The organism is Blastococcus sp. SYSU D00695 (assembly GCF_054050555.1).
In genome coordinates this window covers 18,987-38,299 of sequence record NZ_JBJGZP010000005.1, presented here as the reverse complement: position 1 = coordinate 38,299, position 19,313 = coordinate 18,987, and the positions used below count along the sequence as shown (strand labels likewise).

Below are 19,313 nucleotides of genomic sequence, written 5' to 3'. Positions count from 1 at the left end.
CCGTTCCCGCGGGCGGCACTCCGGTGACCGCCGTCTCCGAGCGCCCGGCCGTCTCCACCCGCAGCCTCACCTCGGTCGTCGGCGCCTACGTGGCGCTGACCAAGCCGAAGCTGGTCGAGCTGCTGCTGGTGACCACGCTGCCGGCGATGATGCTGGCGGCCGGTGGCTGGCCCTCCTGGCGGCTGGTGGTCGCCACGATGGTGGGCGGGACGCTCGCCGCCGGCGCCGCGAACACCTTCAACTGCTGGTACGACCGCGACATCGACCGGCTGATGACGCGCACGCAGAGCCGGCCGATCCCCTCGGGGGCGGTGTCGGCGCGCGCGGCGCTGGTCTTCGGCCTGGTGCTGGCGGCCGCCTCGCTGACGATCCTGTGGGTCGAGACGACCCCGCTGGCCACCGCCCTGGCCGCGGTCGCGATCCTCGCCTACTCCGTCGTCTACACGATGGTGCTCAAGCGCCGGACCCGGCACAACACGGTCTTCGGCGCCTTCCCCGGGGCCGCGCCGGTGCTCATCGGCTGGGCCGCGGTGACCGGCTCGCTGGACTGGCCGGCGCTGGTCTTCTTCGCGATCGTCTTCTGCTGGCAGATGCCGCACTTCTGGGCGCTGGCCAGCCGCTACCGCGAGGACTACGCGCGGGCCGGCGTCCCGATGCTCTCGGTGGTCGCCGGCCCGGAGAGCGTCGCCCGCCAGTCGGTGGCGTGGGCCTGGGCGACCCTGGGTGCGACCCTGCTGATGGGCTCGATCACCCCGGTCCTCGACTGGGCCTTCGCCACCTGCGGCGGGGTGCTGGGCGCCTGGTACGTGGTGGAGTCCCACCGCTGGCTCGACCGGATCCGCGGCGCCGTCCCCGACCGCCCGATGCGGGTGTTCACGGTGTCGATCACCCAGATGACCCTGCTCTCGATCGCGATCGCGATCGACGTCCTCGTCTGAGCAGAGCCGCCCGTCGTCCCGTCCGGGTGCGGCAGCGGTGTGCGGTCAGGGCGCATTCCGGGGTCCGGAACGCGCCTCAGGTGCACATCGCTGCCGGCGGCGGGGCGCTCCGGCTGGGGTGATGCGCGGTCAGGGCGCATTCCGGGGTCCGGAACGCGCCTCAGGTGCACATCGCTGCCGGCGGCGGGGCGCTCCGGGTGTCGGGCGTCGGCGCCGGGGTCAGCGGGTGGCGGGGACCTCGGAGCGCGGCGCGGTCTCCAGCGGCAGCTCCGACGCCGGGCCGCGGACCGACCAGACCAGCCGCGCGGCGTAGGCCGTGACCAGCACCGCGCCGAGCATGTGCAGCAGCACCAGCAGGGCCGGCAGGTGCATGAAGTACTGCACGTAGCCGACGACGCCCTGCAGTGCCAGCACGACCAGCAGGTCCCGCGCCGCGCGGCGGGTGCGGCCGGCCGTGTCGGTCGCGTACAGAGCGACCAGCAGGGCGACGGTCAGGCCGATGAGCAGGAAGACGGCGTCGGCGTGCAGCTGGCTGACCAGCTCGGGGTCGAAGCCCATTCGACCCACCCGCAGGGTCCCCGAGGCGTCCTCGGCCAGGTCGCCGCTGTGCGGACCGCTGCCGGTGACGACGGTGCCGAGCACCAGGACGACGGCGGTGGCGGCGGCGATGCCCCCGACGAGCAGCGCGAACGGACGGCGGACCAGCAGCTGGCCCACGCCCGGCTCGCGGCTGCGCAGCCACAGCACGGTCATCAGGGCGACGAGGGCCGCCGAGAGCAGGAAGTGCGCGGCCACCGTCCACGGGTTGAGGCCGGTGAGCACCGTGATCCCGCCGAGCGCCGCCTGGACCGGGATGCCCACCAGCCCGAGCACGGCGAGCGGGCGCAGGTCGCGCCGCGGGGAGCGCCACACCACGACCAGCGTGACCAGCGCGATGACCCCGAGCACGCCGGTCAGCGTGCGGTTGCCGAACTCGATCAGCCCGTGCCCGGCGAGCTCGCGGGTGGGCACGAAGCTCGCGTCGGTGCAGTTGGGCCACGTCGGGCAGCCGAGCCCGGAGCCGGTCAGGCGCACGGCGCCCCCGGTGACGACGATGAGCCCGTTGGCCACCGCGCTGGCCAGGGCGACCCGGGAGATCGCGCGGGAGGAGAACGAGGCGGGCAGGACCGGCACGCTCCGATGCTAGGCGGTCGGCGACGCGGTCCCGGGCGGCGACGGGGCCCGGGACCGCGTCGCACGCCGCGGGTAGTGAGACGGGTCACGCGCGGGGCGGGTGCCGCGCCTGGGGTTAGGTGGACCTTCCTTGCGGGTCCACGGAAATAGGTCACACTCGTGTTGTGGAAAGCGAGGACCGGAGCACGCGGCACCGCGTCACCGCCCTCCTCCTCGAGCACGGCCCGCAGACGGCGTCGGAGCTCGCCGGGCGGCTGGGCGTCTCCCCGGCCGCCGTCCGCCGGCACCTCGACGCCCTGGCGGCCACCGGCCGCGTGGAGGAGCGACCCGACGCCCCCGGTGGCGCGCAGCGTGGCCGGGGCCGGCCCGCCCGCCACTACCACCTGACCGACGTCGGCCGGTCGGCGTTCCCGCACGCCTACGACGACCTGGCGCTCACCGCGCTGCGGCACATCGCCTCCTCGCAGGGGCCCGAGGCCGTCCGCGCCGTCGCCGAGGCGCAGCTGTCCGGCCTGGAGCAGCGCTGCTCGACCGCGGTCGAGCAGGTCACCGCCGGCGGCGCCGCGCCGGTCGACCGGGCACAGGCCCTGGCGAGCGCCCTCACGGCCGAGGGCTACGCTGCCGCGGCCTCGGTGATCGCCAGCGGGGGCCAGCTCTGCCAGCACCACTGCCCGGTGGCGCACGTGGCGGCCGAGTTCCCCCAGCTGTGCGAGGCCGAGACGGCGGTCATCGGCCGGCTCGTCGGCACCCACGTGCAGCGACTGGCGACGATCGCCCACGGCGACGGGGTGTGCACCACGCACATCCCCGGACCACACCTCCCGCCTCCGCGAGGCGGCCGGGACCACACCCGGGCGGGGAACAGAACACCCCCCGCCCGCCCTGTACCAGGTGAGCGGAGAGCGCCGCGCGCCGTGACCGCCGCCCCGCCCGCCAGCCCCACCCAGACCCACCGGGAGAGGACGCCCGCATGACCAGCACCCAGCAGCCCGTGCCGCTGACGCAGGACGAGCAGATCGACCAGCTCGGCCGCTACCAGTACGGCTGGGCGGACGCCGACGTCGCCGGCGCCTCGGCCACGCGCGGTCTCAACGAGGACGTCGTCCGCGACATCTCCCGCCGCAAGAACGAGCCCGAGTGGATGCTCGAGCGCCGGCTCAAGGCGCTGAAGCTCTTCGAGCGCAAGCCGATGCCCGACTGGGGCTCGGACCTGTCGGGGATCGACTTCCAGAACATCAAGTACTTCGTCCGCTCCACCGAGCAGCAGGCCGGCAGCTGGGACGAGCTGCCCGAGGACATCCGGAACACCTACGACAAGCTGGGCATCCCGGAGGCCGAGAAGCAGCGGCTGATCGCCGGTGTCGCGGCCCAGTACGAGTCCGAGGTCGTCTACCACAAGATCCGCGAGGACCTCGAGGAGCAGGGCGTCCTGTTCCTCGACACCGACACCGCGCTCAAGGAGCACGAGGACCTCTTCCGGGAGTACTTCGGCTCGGTGATCCCCTCCGGCGACAACAAGTTCGCCGCGCTGAACACCGCGGTGTGGTCCGGCGGGTCGTTCATCTACGTCCCCAAGGGCGTGCACGTCGAGATCCCGCTGCAGGCCTACTTCCGGATCAACACCGAGAACATGGGCCAGTTCGAGCGGACCCTCATGATCATCGACGAGGGCGCCTACGTGCACTACGTCGAGGGCTGCACCGCGCCGATCTACAAGAGCGACTCGCTGCACTCCGCGGTCGTCGAGATCATCGTCAAGAAGAACGCCCGCTGCCGGTACACGACCATCCAGAACTGGTCGAACAACGTCTACAACCTGGTCACCAAGCGGGCGATCGCCCACGAGGGCGCGACCATGGAGTGGGTCGACGGCAACATCGGCTCCAAGGTGACGATGAAGTACCCGGCCGTGTGGATGACCGGCGAGCACGCCAAGGGCGAGGTGCTCTCGATCGCCTTCGCCGGCGAGGGCCAGCACCAGGACGCCGGCGCGAAGATGGTGCACGCCGCGCCGCACACCTCCTCGAACATCATCAGCAAGTCGGTGGCGCGCGGCGGTGGCCGCACCTCCTACCGCGGCCTGGTGCAGATCGACGAGGGCGCCTCCGGTTCCCGCTCCACGGTGAAGTGCGACGCGCTGCTGGTCGACACGATCAGCCGGTCGGACACCTACCCGTACGTCGACGTCCGCGAGGACGACGTCGCCATGGGCCACGAGGCCACCGTCTCCCGGGTCAGCGAGGACCAGCTCTTCTACCTGATGAGCCGCGGCCTGACCGAGGACGAGGCCATGGCCATGGTGGTCCGCGGCTTCGTCGAGCCCATCGCCCGTGAGCTGCCGATGGAGTACGCCCTCGAGCTCAACCGCCTGATCGAGCTGCAGATGGAAGGTGCCGTCGGCTGATGTCGGCCAGCAACGAGACCAGCACGACCCTCGCCGGGGAGCTCTTCGCGCCCGGGGTGGGTGCCCAGGCCGGACCGCCGTCCACCCCGGCGGCCGGCACCGGCACCGCCGGGGAGGCGGCGCCCGGCGCGCACAGCCACGGCGGCCCGACCCCGACCGGCTCGCCGGCCGAGCGGTTCACCTCCGCCGACCCCGAGGCGTTCGGCGACCCGACCGGCCGCGAGGAGGCCTGGCGCTTCACCCCGATGCGCCGGGTCCGCTCGCTGCTGCGCGGCGAGCCCTCCGACGCCCGCCCGCAGTGGCAGACCGACCTCCCCGACGGCGTCGAGCTGACCACCGTCGAGGCCGGCGACCCGCTGCTCAAGGGCCTGCCCGAGCCCGTCGACCGGCTCGCCGCGCTGACCCGCCAGCGCAGCGCCGGCGCGACCGTCGTCCGCGTGCCCGCGGAGGCGCAGCTGGACCGGCCGGTCACGCTGCGCCTGGACGGCGCCGGCGACGACGAGGCGGTCGCCTGGGGCCACCTCGTGATCGACGTCGGCGCGTTCGCGCAGGCGACCGTCGTCCTGGACCACACCGGCTCCGCGCGCTACTCCGGCGGCGTCTCCGTGCTGACCGGCGACGGCGCGCAGGTGCGGCTCGTGTCGGTGCAGGACTGGGCGCCCGGCAGCGTGCACGGCGGCCAGTACGACACCGTCGTCGGCCGCGACGCCAGCGTCACCCAGGTGGTCGTGACCCTCGGCGGCGACCTCGTCCGGCTGGTCAGCAACGTGACCTACGCCGGCCCCGGCGGCTCCGCGGAGCTCTTCGGCGTCTACTTCGCCGACGAGACCCAGCACCAGGAGCACCGGCTGTGGGTGGACCACGCCGTGCCGCACTGCCGCAGCAACGTCCTCTACAAGGGCGCCCTGCAGGGCGAGCAGGCCCGCACGGTCTGGGTCGGCGACGTCCGCATCCGCCCGGCCGCCGTCGGCACCGAGACCTACGAGCTCAACCGCAACCTGGTGCTCACCGACGGCGCCCGCGCCGACTCGGTGCCCAACCTGGAGATCGAGACCGGTGAGATCGTCGGCGCCGGCCACGCCAGCGCCACCGGCCGGTTCGACGACGAGCAGCTGTTCTACCTGTGCTCGCGCGGCATCGACGCCGAGACCGCCCGCCGCCTGGTGGTGCGCGGGTTCTTCGCCGACGTCATCGCCCGGGTCGGCCTGCCGGAGCTGCAGGACCGGCTGATGGCCTCGGTCGAGGCGCGGCTGGGCCAGCTCCCCGGGCTCGCCGAGCAGCCGGTGGAGGCCTGATGGCCTTCACCCGGCTCTGCTCGCTGGCCGACGTCGCCGAGCCCGGCGCGCTGCGCGTCGAGCTCGACGGCCTCGGCATCGAGGGCCGTGAGGCGGTCGCCGTCGTCCGCTTCGAGGGCGAGGTGTTCGCCATCGAGGACCTCTGCTCGCACGCCGAGGTCCCGCTGTCCGAGGGGGACGTGGAGGAGTTCCGCGGCGCCCCCACCATCGAGTGCTGGCTGCACGGGTCGTGCTTCGACCTGACCAGCGGCCGCCCCACCAACCTGCCGGCCACCGAGCCGGTCCCCGTCTACCCGGTCCGCGTGGAGGGTGACGACGTGCTGGTCGACGTCGACGCTCCCGTCCGCGTGACGGCCGGCACCTGAGGAGCGAGAAGACAGTGTCCGTGCTCGAGATCCGCGACCTGCACGTCAGCGTGGGGGAGGGGGACGAGGCCAAGGAGATCCTCCGCGGCGTCGACCTCACCATCCGCTCCGGCGAGACCCACGCGATCATGGGCCCGAACGGTTCGGGCAAGTCGACGCTGGCGTACTCCATCGCCGGCCACCCGAAGTACACCGTCACCGGCGGCTCGGTGACCCTCGACGGCGAGGACGTCCTCGCGATGAGCGTCGACGAGCGCGCCCGCGCCGGGCTGTTCCTGGCCATGCAGTACCCGGTCGAGGTGCCCGGCGTGTCGGTCTCGAACTTCCTGCGCACCGCGGCCACCGCGATCAAGGGCGAGGCCCCGAAGCTGCGCACCTGGGTCAAGGACGTCAAGACCGAGATGGCCGGCCTGGAGATGGACCCGGCGTTCGCCGAGCGCAACGTGAACGAGGGCTTCTCCGGCGGTGAGAAGAAGCGCCACGAGATCCTGCAGATGCGTCTGCTCAAGCCGAAGATCGCCGTCCTCGACGAGACCGACTCCGGCCTGGACGTCGACGCGCTGCGGATCGTCTCCGAGGGCGTCAACCGCACCCGCGAGGAGGGCGAGATCGGCGTCCTGCTGATCACGCACTACACGCGGATCCTGCGCTACATCAAGCCCGACTTCGTGCACGTGTTCGTCGGTGGCCGGTTCGTCGAGGAGGGCGGCCCGGAGCTGGCCGAGAAGCTCGAGAACGAGGGCTACGCCGAGTACGTCAAGGGCTCGGAGGCGGCGTCGGCATGACCCGGACCGTCTCGCGTCCCGGTGCCGGGGCGCAGCGCAGGCCCCTCCCGCTGGACGTCGAGGCGATCCGGGCGGACTTCCCGATCCTGTCGCGCACCGTCCGCGACGGGAAGCGGCTGGTCTACCTCGACTCCGGCGCCACCTCGCAGAAGCCGCGCAGCGTCCTGGACGCCGAGCGCTGGTTCTACGAGAACGTCAACGCGGCCCCCCACCGCGGCGCGCACCAGCTCGCCGAGGAGGCCACGGGCGCCTACGAGGAGGCGCGCGAGACGATCGCGCGCTTCATCGGGGCCCGCACCGACGAGGTCGTGTTCACCCGCAACTCGACCGAGTCGATCAACCTCGTCGCCTACGCGCTGTCCAACGCGGCCACGGCCAAGGAGCCGGGGTTCCGCCGGTACGCGGTCGGCCAGGGCGACGAGATCGTCGTGACCGAGATGGAGCACCACGCGAACCTGGTGCCGTGGCAGCAGCTGTGCGAGCGCACCGGGGCGACCCTGCGCTGGCTGGGGCTGACCGACGACGGCCGGCTCGACCTGTCCGACCTCGCCACGGTCGTCAACGAGCGGACCAAGCTGGTCGCGGTCACCCAGCAGTCCAACATCCTGGGCACGATCAACCCGCTGGAGCCGATCGTGGCCCGCGCCCGCGAGGTGGGCGCCCTGGTGCTGGTGGACGGCGCGCAGTCGGTGCCCCACCAGCCGGTGGACGTCACCGAGCTCGGCGCGGACTTCCTCGTGTTCTCCGGCCACAAGATGCTCGGCCCCACCGGGGTCGGTGTCCTGTGGGGCCGCTACGACGTGCTCGACGCGCTGCCGCCGTTCCTCACCGGCGGCTCGATGATCGAGGTCGTGCGGATGGAGGGCAGCACCTTCATGCCCCCGCCGCAGCGCTTCGAGGCCGGCGTCCCGATGACCGCGCAGGTCGTGGGGCTCGGCGCCGCCGTCCAGTACCTGCAGCGGCTCGGCATGGACGCCGTGCTGGCGCACGAGGAGGCGCTGACCGCCTACGCGCTCGAGCGGCTCGCCGAGATCCCCGGCGTCACGGTGATCGGCCCGCCCGACACCGTCGCCCGCGGCGGAGCGATCTCGTTCACCGTCGACGGCATCCACCCGCACGACGTGGGCCAGGTGCTCGACGACGAGGGCATCGCCGTGCGGGTGGGCCACCACTGCGCGTGGCCGGTCGTGCGGCGCTACGGCGTCCCCGCGACGACCCGCGCCACCTTCTACGTGCACACCGGCTACGACGACGTGGACGCGCTGGCCGACGGCATCCGGAAGGCCCAGCAGTTCTTCGGCGTTGTCCCCTCGGGAGCCGCCCCGTCGGCCGGCACCAGGGAGGCCTGATCGTGCAGCTCGAGTCGATGTACCAGGAGATCATCCTGGACCACTACCGCAACCCGCACGGCCGCGGCCTGCGGGAGCCCTTCGAGGCCGAGGTGCACCACGTCAACCCGACGTGCGGCGACGAGGTGACCCTGCGGGTGCACCTGGAGAAGGACGCAGCGGGGGACGTCGTCCTGTCAGATGTCTCGTACGAGGGCATGGGCTGCTCGATCAGCCAGGCCTCGGTCTCGGCGATGTACGACCTCGTCATCGGCCGCACCGTGCCGCAGGCGCTGGAGACCGGCGAGCACTTCATGACGCTGATGCAGAGCAAGGGCGACGCGGCGGTGGCCGAGAAGCTCGAGGACGAGCTGGAGGACGCCGTGGCGTTCGCCGGCGTCTCCAAGTACCCGGCGCGCGTCAAGTGCGCGCTGATGAGCTGGATGGCCCTCAAGGACGCCAGCGCCCGAGCCCTGTCGGTCGCCGACACCGCCACGACTGGAGGCCAGCAGTGAGCGAGACCACCGAGACCCCTGCCGCCGGGACCCCGTCCGCGGAGCTCCCCGCCTACAAGTCGGCGCTGCTCGAGGACGTCGAGGAGGCCATGCGCGACGTCGTCGACCCCGAGCTCGGCGTCAACGTCGTCGACCTGGGCCTCGTCTACGGCATCGACGTCGACGAGAACAACGTCGCCGTGCTCGACATGACGCTGACGTCGGCGGCCTGCCCGCTGACCGACGTCATCGAGGACCAGGCGCGCACCGCGCTGACCGGCGGCCCCGGCCCCGGCCTGGTCGACGACATCCGGATCAACTGGGTCTGGATGCCGCCGTGGGGCCCGGACAAGATCACCGACGACGGTCGCGAGCAGCTGCGGGCGCTCGGCTTCCGCGTCTGAGGACGGGCCCCGCTGCCCGGCCGCGCCACGGTCCGTGGCGCGGGCCCCGGCAGCGGGGTCCTGTCCCGCCGGGCCTACTTCATCGCGGCGATCTGGATCAGGTTGCCGCAGGTGTCGTCGAGGACGGCGGTGACCACCGGCCCCAGGTCGGTCGCCTCCTGGGTGAACTCCACGCCCAGCGCCTTGAGCCGCTCGACCTCGGCGTGGACGTCGTCCACGGCGAACGAGGTGAACGGGATGCCGTCGGCGACGAGCGCCTCCTTGAGCGGGCGCGTCGCCGGGTGCCCGTCCGGCTCCAGCAGCAGCTCGACGCCGTCGGGCGCGGCGGGGGAGACGACGGTCAGCCACCGCGCGTCCCCGGCCGGCACGTCGGTCTTCGTCACGAAGCCCAGCTTCTCGGTGTAGAACGCCAGCGCCTTGGCCTGGTCGTCCACCCACACGCTGGTGATGTTGATCCGGATCACGGGTCGGGTGCCTCTCGGTCGACGGGCCACCGCTCGACGATCGAGCGCAACGGGCCCGTGTCGAGGTGGTGGAACTTGTACCGACCCTGCCGCCGGGTGCGGACGAGGCCGGCCTGTTCGAGGACGGCGAGGTGCTGCGAGATCGCCTGTCGCGACGAGCCGAGCCCGTGCTTCATGCCGAGCCGGCCGCAGAGCTCGAAGAGCGTCTGACCGTCCCGGTCGGTCAGCTCGTCGAGGATGGTGCGTCGCGTCGCGTCACCGAGAGCCCGGAAGATGTCGGCGTCGTCGTCCACGCCGGATGTATAGGCAAGTGGCGACTTGCCTGTCAAGGGGCCGGGTCAGCGCATCTCCGCGACCCGGTCGGCGAACCCCCCGACGGGCCGGAGCTCGCGCCGGGCCCCCAGGGCCAGCAGCGCCACGCCGGCGACGACGGTGCCGGCCAGCGGGAGCGGCAGCGCCACGACGGCCAGGCCGATCGCCAGCGCGACGGCGGTGCCCGCCCCGGCCAGCAGCGGCGCCCGGATCCCCGCGGCGGCGCCCCCGACCAGGGCCAGGGCCGCCGCCGCCAGCACGAGCAGGGGCCGCCCGACGCCCGGCGCGACGACGGCGAGGACCGTCGACGGGACGGCCGCCAGCAGCAGCCCAGGCCCCCACGCGCGTCCCGACGGCCGGCGCCGCAGGTCGGGACCGGCCGCGGCCAGCAGCCCCACGGCCGCCGGCAGCGTGTAGGCCTCCAGGACGGCGACGTCCCCCAGCGCCGCCGCCGTCCACGCCGCGGCGACCACCTCCGCGGCGCCCACCGCCCGGGCGGTCGCGGACGGGTCCTCGACGCGGCGGCCGGGGTGCCCGGCCCACAGCCACGTCAGGACGCCCTGGACGGCGAGGTGGGCCGCCACCTGGCCGGGCGAGCCGGCGGCGGCCGCGAGCAGCACCGCCGCCGCCGCGGCGCCCGCGGCGACGGTCAGGGTGTGCTCCCGGGTGTGCGGCGCCAGGCCGGAGGCGCCGAGGAGGGCCGCCGCGTACAGCCCGGTGAGCGCCGCCGCGGCGGCCGCCGGGGCGAGCAGCCCGGCCGGGACCGCCAGCAGCGAGGCCGCCGCCAGGCAGCCCACGGCCGCCGGCAGGGCGGCCGGCCGGTCCTCCCGGCGCCACCGCGCGACTGCGGCCGCGGGCACCGCCGTGAGCAGGAGCAGCAGCGCCAGCGGCCCCCAGGCCGCGGCGCCGACGAGCTGGGCCAGGGCGCAGGCGAGCAGCACGGCCCCCGCCGCGAGCGCGCACGGCAGCAGCAGGCCGCGCCACCGGCCGTCCAGGACCGCGGCCGAGACGGCCGCCAGCAGGACGCCGGCGTACCCGGCCACCACCTCGCCGGCCGGTCCGCCGGACAGCGGTCCCGCGACCGCCGCGCCGGCGACGACGCCGGCCACCACGGGGACGGCGCGGGGCGGCCCCAGCAGCGGCGTCACGGCGCGGACCAGCCGGACGACGAGCAGCCCGGCCGCGGCGGCGACGGTCAGCGCGACGGACGCGGCCGCGGCGGGGGCGGGGGCCGACCACGCCGTGCCGATGCCCGCGCCGACGCCGAGCACCCACCACGGGACGGTCGTGGCGAGGACGACCCGGGCGAGCGCGGGCCGCGCGCCCAGCACCACGACCAGGCCGATCAGGGCGACGGCGAGCAGGGCCGCGGTGCGGGCCGCCCCGGCGGGGACCTCCGCCAGGGCCCGCAGGGCCGCCAGCTGGAGGGCGGCCCAGGCGCCCAGCGGCCAGCTCAGCGGCGCCGGCTGCAGCCGGGCGACCCCGGACAGCGCCAGGGCGAGCAGCGCCGGGCCCAGCGGCGAGCCGCCCTGCGGGACACCGGCCAGCGCCAGCACCACCGCGGTGGCGGCCAGCGCCTCCCGGGTGCCCCGCGCGCCGACCCGGCCGGCCCACGCGGAGACCGCACCGGCCGCGAGCGCGGCCAGGGTGAGCGTGGCGCCCGATCCGGGGCCGTCCCTGCCGGGGGCGGCCAGCGCGCCCACCAGCAGGAGCACCGTGCCGACCGCCAGCAGCACCTGCGGCGGCCGGACGCGGGAGGGGAGGTCCGCCACGCCGTCCACGCTAGGACCGGCTGCCGCGCCCGGCAGGCCGGGGAGGTCAGCGCATCTGCGCCACCCACCCGACCGCCTCGCGCGCCTGCTGCCGCCGCCGCTCGTACGTGGCGCCGACGACCAGCAGCACCACGCCGACGACGCCCAGGGTGATCCAGCGGGGCAGCAGCGGCGCATACGGGGCCAGCCGGCCGAGGACCACCCAGACCAGGCTGCCGGCGCCGAGGACGAAGAGCGCCTGCCGGTGCGCGACCGCTCCTCCCGCCGTGGCGAGCGCCGCGGCCGCGACCACGACCAGCCAGCGCAGCGGGGCGGGGTCGGCGACGGCGGCCAGCGCGGAGGGGACCAGCGCGACCGCCAGCGCCGGCCCCTCCACGGACCAGGACCCGGCCCCCGCCCGCAACCCCGCGACGGCCAGCACGGCCAGGCCCGCGGCGGCCGGCAGCGTGTAGGCCTCGACCACCGCCACCTCCGCGCCGGCTCCCGCGGACCAGCACGCCGCCACCAGCACGGCGACCGCGAGCGCCTGCACGACCCGCGACCGCACGGCGAGGCCGTAGCCGCCGGCCGCCACGCCGACGACGGCCAGCTGCACGGCCAGCGGGCCGAGGGCGCCGGCCGGCGCGGTCGTGCCGACGGCCAGGGCGCCGGCCACCGCGCCGGCCCCCGCCGCCACGCGCTTCTCGGGCCGGCCGGCCCGCAGCGCCGCCACGGCGAACGCGACCGCCGCCGTGAGCGCCAGCAGCAGCCCGGCCGCGGGCCGGTCCAGCGACCCCCCGACGGCGGCCAGCAGGGCGGCCGCCGCCGGCGCGGCCAGCGCGGTCCCGACCGCGGCCGGGCGCAGCGCCGGGCGACGCACCGCGGCCAGCGCGGCCGGGGCCGCGACGGCCAGCGCCAGCCACGCGAGCTCGACGAACCGGCCGGCGTCCAGCAGCACCCCCGCACCGGCCAGCGCGAACACCGACCCGCCGGCGGCCGTGCCGGCCGGCACCACGCGGGGCCGGGGGACCAGCACCGCGACGGTGAGCAGAGCGAGCCCGAGGGCGACCGCGAGCACCGGACCGGGGCGGCCGAGCGCGTCGAGGGAACCGGTGGCCGCCGCCGCGGTGACCCCGGCTCCGACGCCCACCAGCGGGACGGTCCCGGGCAGGAGGGCCGCCGGGCGCGACCAGCGGAGGAGGAGAGCGACGCCGGCGGCCGCGGCGAGCAGCAGGCCGGTGGCCGCCCACGACAGCGGTGCCTCCCGACCCCAGGCGACCACCAGCGCCAGCAGGACCCCGCCGGCTGCGGCCAGGGCGGTCACCGTCCCCGCGACCGGACGCAGCAGCGGCCGCACCGCCGCCAGCACCAGCACGTCGGCCAGCGCCAGCCCGAGCAGCACCGCCACCCCGGCCGGCCCCCCGGCCGCGCCCGCGGGCAGGAGCAGCAGCGGCACCGGCTGCGCCGCGAGGAGCGCGACGAGCGGCCAGGCCGCGGTGCTGCGGGTCAGCCGGCCCAGGGCCAGCGCGACCAGCGCGACCGCCGCGCCCGAGCACGCCGTCCACACCCGGACCGGGACGTCGTCGGCCCCGGCCAGGCCGAGCGCGTGCGCGGCTCCCAGGTCGACGGCCAGCAACGCGGCCCCGGCCCCGGCCAGCGCCTCCTCCGTGGCCCGCAGCCCGCGCCGCGCGGTCCACGCCGAGGCGCCGCACAGCCCCGCCGTCACCGCGAGCAGCACGACCACCTGCCCGGCCACGCCCAGGCGGTCCCAGGCGACCGCGACGAAGGCCAGCGCGCCGGCGACGAGCGCCAGCGCCCCCAGGCCGAGCAGCACCTGCTGCGGGCTCAGGCGCCGGGCCGGTGCGGTCGGTGCCGCGACCGGCGCCGACGGAGGGGCCGGCCACGGGGGAGCGGCCGGCCACGGGGGAGTGGGCGGCCACGGCGCGTCGGACCGGGGTGACCCGTGAGCCGGCCCGGGCGGTGGAGGCCAGGCCGGTCCGGGCGGCGGGGCGGGGACGGCGGCCGGGGCGGGCCCGGGCGCGGCCGAGCGCAGGGCCGCCAGCAGGCGGTCGCGGTCGCGGACCAGCTCGTCCAGGGTGGCGCCGATCCGTGCGACGACCAGGGCCGCCTCGCCGACGGCGGGCAGGCCGCAGGCCGGGCACGTGGCCGGCCCCCCGCCGAGGGCGGGCAGGCCGCAGACCGGGCACGGCAGGCCCGGGGAACGCGTCATGGCCCGCATCGTGGCGGGTCCCGGTCACGGGCGGGTCCCGGCCGACCGCGCCTGTGGACACCCGCCGGCAGCACCGGTGCAGCCGATGTCACCGGCGAAAGAGGTCGAGCCGGCCGCCCGGAGCGCCTACCCTGGGCTCAGTGATCACGACGACCGGTCTGGAGCTGCGCGCCGGCGCCCGGATCCTCATCAGCGGCGCGGACCTGCGCGTGCAGCCGGGCGACCGGATCGGCCTCGTCGGTCGCAACGGCGCCGGCAAGACCACCACCCTCACCACGCTGGCCGGTGAGCGGGTGCCGCACGCCGGCAAGGTCGAGGTGTCCGGGGAGCTGGGCTACCTCCCGCAGGACCCGCGCAGCGGCGACCTCGACATCACCGCCAGCGACCGGGTGCTCTCCGGCCGCGGCCTCGACGTCCTCAAGGCGCAGCTCACCAAGGCGCAGGTGGCGATGGCCGAGCCGGCCGACGACGCCGAGCGCGACCGGGCGGTGCGGGCGTACGGGCGCCTGGAGGACCAGTTCGCCGCGCTGGGCGGGTACGCCGCGGAGAGCGACGCCGCGCGCATCTGCACCAACCTGGGCCTGCCCGACCGGGTGCTGGCCCAGCCGCTGCGCACCCTCTCCGGCGGTCAGCGCCGCCGCGTCGAGCTCGCGCGCATCCTGTTCTCCGACGCCGACACGCTGCTGCTCGACGAGCCGACCAACCACCTCGACGCGGACTCGATCGTGTGGCTCAAGGGCTTCCTCGCCGGCCACAAGAGCGGGCTGGTGGTGATCAGCCACGACGTCGAGCTGCTCGAGGCCGTGGTCAACAAGGTGTGGCACCTGGACGCCAACCGCGCCACCGTCGACGTCTACAACCTCGGCTGGAAGCGCTACCTGGACGCCCGGGAGACCGACGAGCGCCGCCGGAAGGCCGAGCGCGCGAACGCCGAGAAGAAGATCGACGCGCTCACCGCGCAGGCGGACAAGATGCGCGCGAAGGCCACCAAGGCCAAGGCCGCGCAGAGCATGGACAAGCGCGCCCAGCGCCTGGCCGCGGGGCTGGCGGAGGTGCGCGTCGCGGACCGGGTCGCCAAGTTGCGCTTCCCGACGCCGGCGGCCTGCGGCCGCACGCCGCTCACCGCCGAGCACCTGAGCAAGAGCTACGGCTCGCTGGAGATCTTCACCGGCGTCGACCTGGCCATCGACCGCGGCACCCGGGTGGTCGTGCTCGGCTTCAACGGCGCGGGGAAGACGACGCTGCTGCGCATCCTGGCCGGCACCGAGGTCCCCGACACCGGCGAGGTGAAGCCGGGGCACGGCCTGCGGATCGGGTACTACGCGCAGGAGCACGAGACCATCGACATGGACCGCACCCTGCTGGAGGTCATGCGGTCCTCGGCGCCGGACTCCACCGACACCGAGCTGCGCCGGATCCTCGGCGCGTTCCTCTTCTCCGGCGAGGCGGTCGACCAGCGGGCCGGCACGCTGTCCGGGGGCGAGCGCACGCGGCTGGCCATGGCCACCCTCGTCGTGTCCGGGGCGAACGTGCTGCTGCTCGACGAGCCGACCAACAACCTGGACCCCGCCAGCCGCGAGCAGGTGCTCGACGCGCTGCGCACCTACGCCGGGGCGATCGTGCTGGTCACCCACGACGAGGGCGCGGTGCGGGCGCTGGACCCGGACAAGGTGATCATCCTGCCCGACGGCACCGAGGACGCCTGGAGCGAGGAGCTGGCCGACCTGGTGTCGCTGGCCTGACGCGGCCGGCCACTCCTGCCGCTCAGCTCGCGGCCCAGACGCCCAGCTCGTTGCCGCTGGGGTCGGTGAAGTGGAAGCGGCGGCCGCCGGGGAACTCGTAGGGCCCCTGCACGACCCGGCCGCCGGCCCGCTCGACCGCCGCCGCGCTGGCGTCCAGGTCGGCGGAGAACAGCAGCACGAACGGCCCGCCGGCGGGGCGGGGCGCCTCGCCCAGCGCCAGGCCCCCGCTCTCGGCGGCGCCGCCGCGGCCGTCGCGGAAGCCCGCGTAGCCGGGGCCGTAGTCGGTGAACTCCCAGCCGAAGGCCCCGGTGTAGAAGCGCTTCGCGGCGTCGAGGTCGGTCACGGTGAGCTCGACGTAGTCGATCGCGTGGTGCTGGTTCCCAGCGGTGTCGGCCATGCCGGCATCGTGCCGGGCGGGTCCGACAGGACGTGGTGCCGGCGCTCGCCGCGCGCGGGCCGGGTGCCTGGGTGATCATGTGTCCCGGGATGCCGTGGTCACCGGGACGGCGGCGCCAAGGGGACGAGCAGCCGTCCCGGCCGGGCAGGTCACGGCCGGCTGCTGACGGAGGGGACTCATGGCCGACTCGAGCACGGCGGACCTCGGCAAGGGCAAGCGGATCACCGGCGGGGACCGCACGACGCTGGCCGACGAGCTCCGCAAGCGGTACGACGAGGGCGAGAGCATCCGCTCCCTGGCCACCTCGACCAACCGCTCCTACGGCTTCGTCCACCGGCTCCTGTCGGAGTCCGGTGCCAGCCTGCGCAGCCGTGGGGGAGCCAACCGGAACGCCGCCAAGAAGGAGGCGTGAGCCCCGGCGCCGCGCCGGGCTGGGTGCGGACGGCGCGCGAGGGCGCCGTCCTCACCGTGACCCTGGACCGCCCCGAGCAGCTCAACGCCCAGACCCCGGCGACCTGGGCCGCGCTGGCGGCCGTGGGAGCCTCCCTGGACGACGACGTGCGGGTGGTCGTCGTCCGCGGGGAGGGCCGGTCGTTCTCCGCCGGCCTGGACCGCAGCCTGTTCAGCCCCGACCCGTCGACGGCCGGGGGGCTGGGGGCGCTGGGGGAGATGCCGACGGGGGACGCCCAGGAGCAGATCCGCGGCTACCAGGCCGGGTTCCGCTGGTTGCGGTCCCCGGGGATCGTCTCGGTGGCGGCGGTGCAGGGGCACGCGATCGGCGCCGGTGCCCAGCTGGCCCTGGCCTGCGACCTGCGGGTGCTGAGCGAGGACGCGAGCCTGCGGCTGCCCGAGGCGACGCTGGGGCTGGTCCCCGACCTCACCGGCACGAGCACGCTGGCCGAGCTGGTCGGGTACGCGCGGGCGCTGGAGATCTGCGTGACCGGGCGCCCGGTGCCCGCGGCCGAGGCCCTCGCGTGGGGCCTGGCCAACGCCGTGGTGCCGCGCGCGGAGCTGGACGACGCGGTGGCGCAGCTGGTCGCGGCCCTCACCGCCCCGCCGGCCGGGGCGGTGCGGGAGACGGCATCGCTGGTGCGCTCCGCCGTCCGCAACGACCCGGAGGCGCAGGACGCCGCCGAGCGGGCCGCGCAGGCCCGCCGGCTGGCCGAGCTCGCCGCGTCCGCCCAGGGCTGACAGCCGGGGTGGAATCCTCGAGGACCGGGCGCGGTTGCCCGGTACCGAGAGAGAAGGAGGTCGAGCGGTGAACAACATGACCTCCATGGCGGCGATGCGCTCGTTCCGTCGGGACCCCTCGGTGACCGAGCGGCGGCTGCCCAAGGGGACGGTCCGGCGGGTGCTGGGCATCGCCCGCCCGTACCGCCGGGACCTCAGCTGGTTCCTGCTGCTGGTCATCGGGTCGTCGCTGATCGGCGTGGCCACCCCGCTGCTGGCCGGCGACATCGTCAACCGGATCGCGGCGCTGCGCGGCACGTCGGGCGACATCGTGCGGATCGCGCTGCTCATCGCGGGGCTGGCCGTGCTCGACGCGGCGATCGCGCTGGGCACGCGGTGGTTCTCCGCGCGCATCGGCGAGGGCGTCATCTACGACCTGCGCGCGCGGGTCTTCCAGCACGTGCAGCGGATGCCGGTGGCGTTCTTCACCCGCACCCAGACCGGGGCGCTGGTCAGCCGGCTCAACAACGACGTCATCGGCGCGCAGCAGGCGTTCACCTCGACGCTGTCGGGCGTGGTCAGCAACGTCATAGGGCTGGTGCTGACCGCCGCCGTGATGTTCAGCCTGTCCTGGCAGATCACCCTGCTGTCGCTGGTCATGGTGCCGCTGTTCGTCCTGCCCGCGCGGCGCATCGGCACCCGGCTGCAGGAGATCACCCGGGAGTCCTACGCCCTCAACGCGTCGATGAACGCGACGATGACCGAGCGGTTCAACGTGGCCGGCGCGCTGCTGGTCAAGCTGTTCGGCCGGCCGGCGGTGGAGGCCGAGTCCTTCCGGGGTCGCGCCGCCCGCGTGCGCGACATCGGCGTGCTGTCGGCGATGTACGGGCGCACCTTCTTCACGGCGCTCACCCTGGTCGCCGCGCTGGCCACCGCGCTGGTCTACGGCCTGGGCGGCGCGCTGGCGTTCAACGGCTCGCTGAGCCCCGGTGACGTCGTCGCCCTGGCCCTGCTGCTGTCGCGGCTGTACGGGCCGCTGACGGCGCTGTCGAACGTCCGGGTCGACGTGATGAGCGCGATGGTCAGCTTCGACCGCGTCTTCGAGGTGCTGGACCTGCCGCCGATGATCCGCGAGGCGCCCGACGCCGTCCCGGTGCCGGCCGGCGACCGCTCGGTCGAGTTCGAGCACGTGTCCTTCAGCTACCCGGCCGCCTCCGACGTGTCGCTGCCGTCGCTGGAGGAGGTGTCGCTGCCCGAGCACGGCGGGCCGACGGCGGTCCTGCACGACGTGTCGTTCCGCGTGGAGCCCGGCCAGCTCGTCGCGCTGGTCGGCCACTCCGGTGCCGGCAAGTCCACGATCGCCAACCTGGTGCCGCGGCTGTACGACGTGACCGAGGGCGCGATCCGGGTCGGCGGGGTCGACGTCCGGCACGCGACGACGGACTCGCTGCGCGACGCGATCGGCGTGGTCAGCCAGGACGCCCACCTGTTCCACGACACGATCCGCGCCAACCTGCTGTACGCGCGGCCGGACGCCACCGACGAGCAGCTGTGGAACGCGCTGACCGGCGCCCGCATCGCGGCGCTCATCGGGTCCCTGCCCGACGGGCTGGACACGGTGGTCGGCGACCGCGGGTACCGGCTGTCCGGCGGCGAGAAGCAACGGCTGGCGATCGCCCGGGTGCTGCTCAAGGCGCCGGGCGTGGTGATCCTCGACGAGGCGACCGCGCACCTGGACAGCGAGTCCGAGGTCGCGGTGCAGCACGCGCTGGACACCGCGCTGGCGGGCCGCACCTCGCTGGTGATCGCGCACCGGCTGTCGACGATCCGCAGCGCGGACCAGATCCTCGTCGTCGACGACGGTCGCATCGCGGAGTCGGGCACTCACGAGGAGTTGCTGGCACTCGGGGGGCGGTACGCGGAGCTGTACCGGACCCAGTTCGCGGACGGCGAGCGTCGGACGGTCGGCGCGGCCTGACCACTACCGTTCCTCCTGTCCCACCGGCACCACAGGGGGACGCGCGGCCGAGCGTGCGAGGGCGCGCTGACACAGAGCACCGC

The 19,313-nt window shown here is 75.2% G+C and carries 19 protein-coding genes; 13 read left to right on the top strand and 6 right to left on the bottom strand.

Annotated elements, in window-relative coordinates:
• Positions 1–23: 23 nt before the first annotated feature.
• Entirely contained in the window at positions 24–938 is a 915-nt protein-coding gene (locus ACI781_RS04905) for a heme o synthase (protein WP_456564951.1), read from the top strand.
• Between the two features lie 219 nt (positions 939–1,157).
• Here ACI781_RS04905 and ACI781_RS04900 read toward each other — a convergent pair whose 3' ends face one another.
• Entirely contained in the window at positions 1,158–2,111 is a 954-nt protein-coding gene (locus ACI781_RS04900; RefSeq protein ID WP_456564950.1) for a COX15/CtaA family protein, read from the bottom strand.
• A 164-nt stretch (positions 2,112–2,275) separates the two neighbouring features.
• Between ACI781_RS04900 and ACI781_RS04895 the strand changes: the two genes are divergently transcribed.
• Genes ACI781_RS04895 through ACI781_RS04860 form a run of 8 tightly spaced genes read left to right on the top strand, consistent with a single transcriptional unit; the run spans position 2,276 to position 9,186 of the window.
• Positions 2,276–3,085, top strand: a complete 810-nt coding sequence (locus tag ACI781_RS04895; protein WP_456564949.1) for a helix-turn-helix transcriptional regulator — start codon at positions 2,276–2,278, stop codon at positions 3,083–3,085.
• Entirely contained in the window at positions 3,082–4,515 is a 1,434-nt protein-coding gene (gene sufB / locus ACI781_RS04890) for a Fe-S cluster assembly protein SufB (RefSeq protein ID WP_456564948.1), read from the top strand. Before ACI781_RS04895 ends, sufB begins: the two co-directional genes overlap by 4 nt.
• Complete coding sequence (sufD, locus tag ACI781_RS04885; RefSeq protein ID WP_456564947.1) at positions 4,515–5,810, top strand: Fe-S cluster assembly protein SufD; 1,296 nt, start codon at positions 4,515–4,517, stop codon at positions 5,808–5,810. The genes sufB and sufD overlap by 1 nt, the downstream gene beginning before the upstream one ends.
• Complete coding sequence (locus ACI781_RS04880; protein WP_456564946.1) at positions 5,810–6,175, top strand: non-heme iron oxygenase ferredoxin subunit; 366 nt, start codon at positions 5,810–5,812, stop codon at positions 6,173–6,175. Before sufD ends, ACI781_RS04880 begins: the two co-directional genes overlap by 1 nt.
• Positions 6,176–6,189: 14 nt before the next feature.
• The gene (sufC, locus tag ACI781_RS04875) at positions 6,190–6,960 is read left to right on the top strand and encodes a Fe-S cluster assembly ATPase SufC (RefSeq protein WP_456564945.1); all 771 of its coding nucleotides are present in this window, start codon (positions 6,190–6,192) and stop codon (positions 6,958–6,960) included.
• Positions 6,957–8,309, top strand: a complete 1,353-nt coding sequence (locus ACI781_RS04870) for a cysteine desulfurase (RefSeq protein WP_456564944.1) — start codon at positions 6,957–6,959, stop codon at positions 8,307–8,309. Before sufC ends, ACI781_RS04870 begins: the two co-directional genes overlap by 4 nt.
• Before the next feature lie 2 nt (positions 8,310–8,311).
• Positions 8,312–8,803 carry a Fe-S cluster assembly sulfur transfer protein SufU gene (sufU, locus tag ACI781_RS04865; RefSeq protein WP_456564943.1) on the top strand — a complete coding sequence of 164 codons (492 nt, stop codon included), beginning with the start codon at positions 8,312–8,314 and terminating at the stop codon, positions 8,801–8,803.
• Positions 8,800–9,186: a metal-sulfur cluster assembly factor gene (locus ACI781_RS04860; RefSeq protein ID WP_456564942.1), complete on the top strand. Its 387-nt coding sequence runs from the start codon at positions 8,800–8,802 to the stop codon at positions 9,184–9,186. The genes sufU and ACI781_RS04860 overlap by 4 nt, the downstream gene beginning before the upstream one ends.
• Positions 9,187–9,260: 74 nt before the next feature.
• On the opposite strand, the gene ACI781_RS04855 is transcribed toward ACI781_RS04860, so the two are convergent.
• The 4 genes from ACI781_RS04855 to ACI781_RS04840 are packed head-to-tail and all read right to left on the bottom strand — an operon-like array spanning position 9,261 to position 13,943.
• The gene (locus ACI781_RS04855) at positions 9,261–9,650 is read right to left on the bottom strand and encodes a VOC family protein (RefSeq protein ID WP_456564941.1); all 390 of its coding nucleotides are present in this window, start codon (positions 9,648–9,650) and stop codon (positions 9,261–9,263) included.
• On the bottom strand, positions 9,647–9,943 hold the full coding sequence (locus ACI781_RS04850) for an ArsR/SmtB family transcription factor (protein ID WP_456564940.1): 297 nt from the start codon (positions 9,941–9,943) through the stop codon (positions 9,647–9,649). Before ACI781_RS04850 ends, ACI781_RS04855 begins: the two co-directional genes overlap by 4 nt.
• 45 nt (positions 9,944–9,988) lie before the next feature.
• Positions 9,989–11,734, bottom strand: a complete 1,746-nt coding sequence (locus ACI781_RS04845) for an SCO7613 C-terminal domain-containing membrane protein (RefSeq protein ID WP_456564939.1) — start codon at positions 11,732–11,734, stop codon at positions 9,989–9,991.
• 46 nt (positions 11,735–11,780) lie between these two features.
• The gene (locus ACI781_RS04840) at positions 11,781–13,943 is read right to left on the bottom strand and encodes an SCO7613 C-terminal domain-containing membrane protein (RefSeq protein ID WP_456564938.1); all 2,163 of its coding nucleotides are present in this window, start codon (positions 13,941–13,943) and stop codon (positions 11,781–11,783) included.
• Between the two features lie 140 nt (positions 13,944–14,083).
• On the opposite strand from ACI781_RS04840, the gene ACI781_RS04835 reads away from it, so the two are divergent.
• Positions 14,084–15,685 (top strand): ABC-F family ATP-binding cassette domain-containing protein, encoded by a 1,602-nt coding sequence (locus ACI781_RS04835; protein WP_456564937.1) that lies wholly within the window; start codon positions 14,084–14,086, stop codon positions 15,683–15,685.
• 22 nt (positions 15,686–15,707) lie between these two features.
• Here the strand turns inward: ACI781_RS04835 and ACI781_RS04830 are convergent, their stop codons facing one another.
• Positions 15,708–16,082 carry a VOC family protein gene (locus ACI781_RS04830; protein WP_456564936.1) on the bottom strand — a complete coding sequence of 125 codons (375 nt, stop codon included), beginning with the start codon at positions 16,080–16,082 and terminating at the stop codon, positions 15,708–15,710.
• 178 nt (positions 16,083–16,260) lie between these two features.
• On the opposite strand from ACI781_RS04830, the gene ACI781_RS04825 reads away from it, so the two are divergent.
• The 3 genes from ACI781_RS04825 to ACI781_RS04815 all read left to right on the top strand — a co-directional run bounded on the left by ACI781_RS04825 (position 16,261) and on the right by ACI781_RS04815 (position 19,230).
• Positions 16,261–16,494: a helix-turn-helix domain-containing protein gene (locus ACI781_RS04825; protein WP_456564935.1), complete on the top strand. Its 234-nt coding sequence runs from the start codon at positions 16,261–16,263 to the stop codon at positions 16,492–16,494.
• Positions 16,491–17,273 (top strand): enoyl-CoA hydratase/isomerase family protein, encoded by a 783-nt coding sequence (locus ACI781_RS04820; RefSeq protein WP_456564934.1) that lies wholly within the window; start codon positions 16,491–16,493, stop codon positions 17,271–17,273. Before ACI781_RS04825 ends, ACI781_RS04820 begins: the two co-directional genes overlap by 4 nt.
• 76 nt (positions 17,274–17,349) lie before the next feature.
• Positions 17,350–19,230 (top strand): ABC transporter ATP-binding protein, encoded by a 1,881-nt coding sequence (locus ACI781_RS04815; RefSeq protein WP_456565094.1) that lies wholly within the window; start codon positions 17,350–17,352, stop codon positions 19,228–19,230.
• Positions 19,231–19,313: the final 83 nt, after the last annotated feature.

Bases quoted from the DNA above. Each gene is read 5' to 3' on its own strand.
- sufB (WP_456564948.1), top strand. From the start codon at position 3,082: ATGACCAGCACCCAGCAGCCCGTGCCGCTGACGCAGGACGAGCAGATC.
- sufD (WP_456564947.1), top strand. From the start codon at position 4,515: ATGTCGGCCAGCAACGAGACCAGCACGACCCTCGCCGGGGAGCTCTTC.
- ACI781_RS04880 (WP_456564946.1), top strand. From the start codon at position 5,810: ATGGCCTTCACCCGGCTCTGCTCGCTGGCCGACGTCGCCGAGCCCGGC.
- ACI781_RS04870 (WP_456564944.1), top strand. From the start codon at position 6,957: ATGACCCGGACCGTCTCGCGTCCCGGTGCCGGGGCGCAGCGCAGGCCC.
- ACI781_RS04840 (WP_456564938.1), bottom strand. From the start codon at position 13,943: ATGACGCGTTCCCCGGGCCTGCCGTGCCCGGTCTGCGGCCTGCCCGCC.
- ACI781_RS04830 (WP_456564936.1), bottom strand. From the start codon at position 16,082: ATGGCCGACACCGCTGGGAACCAGCACCACGCGATCGACTACGTCGAG.
- ACI781_RS04825 (WP_456564935.1), top strand. From the start codon at position 16,261: ATGGCCGACTCGAGCACGGCGGACCTCGGCAAGGGCAAGCGGATCACC.
- ACI781_RS04815 (WP_456565094.1), top strand. From the start codon at position 17,350: ATGACCTCCATGGCGGCGATGCGCTCGTTCCGTCGGGACCCCTCGGTG.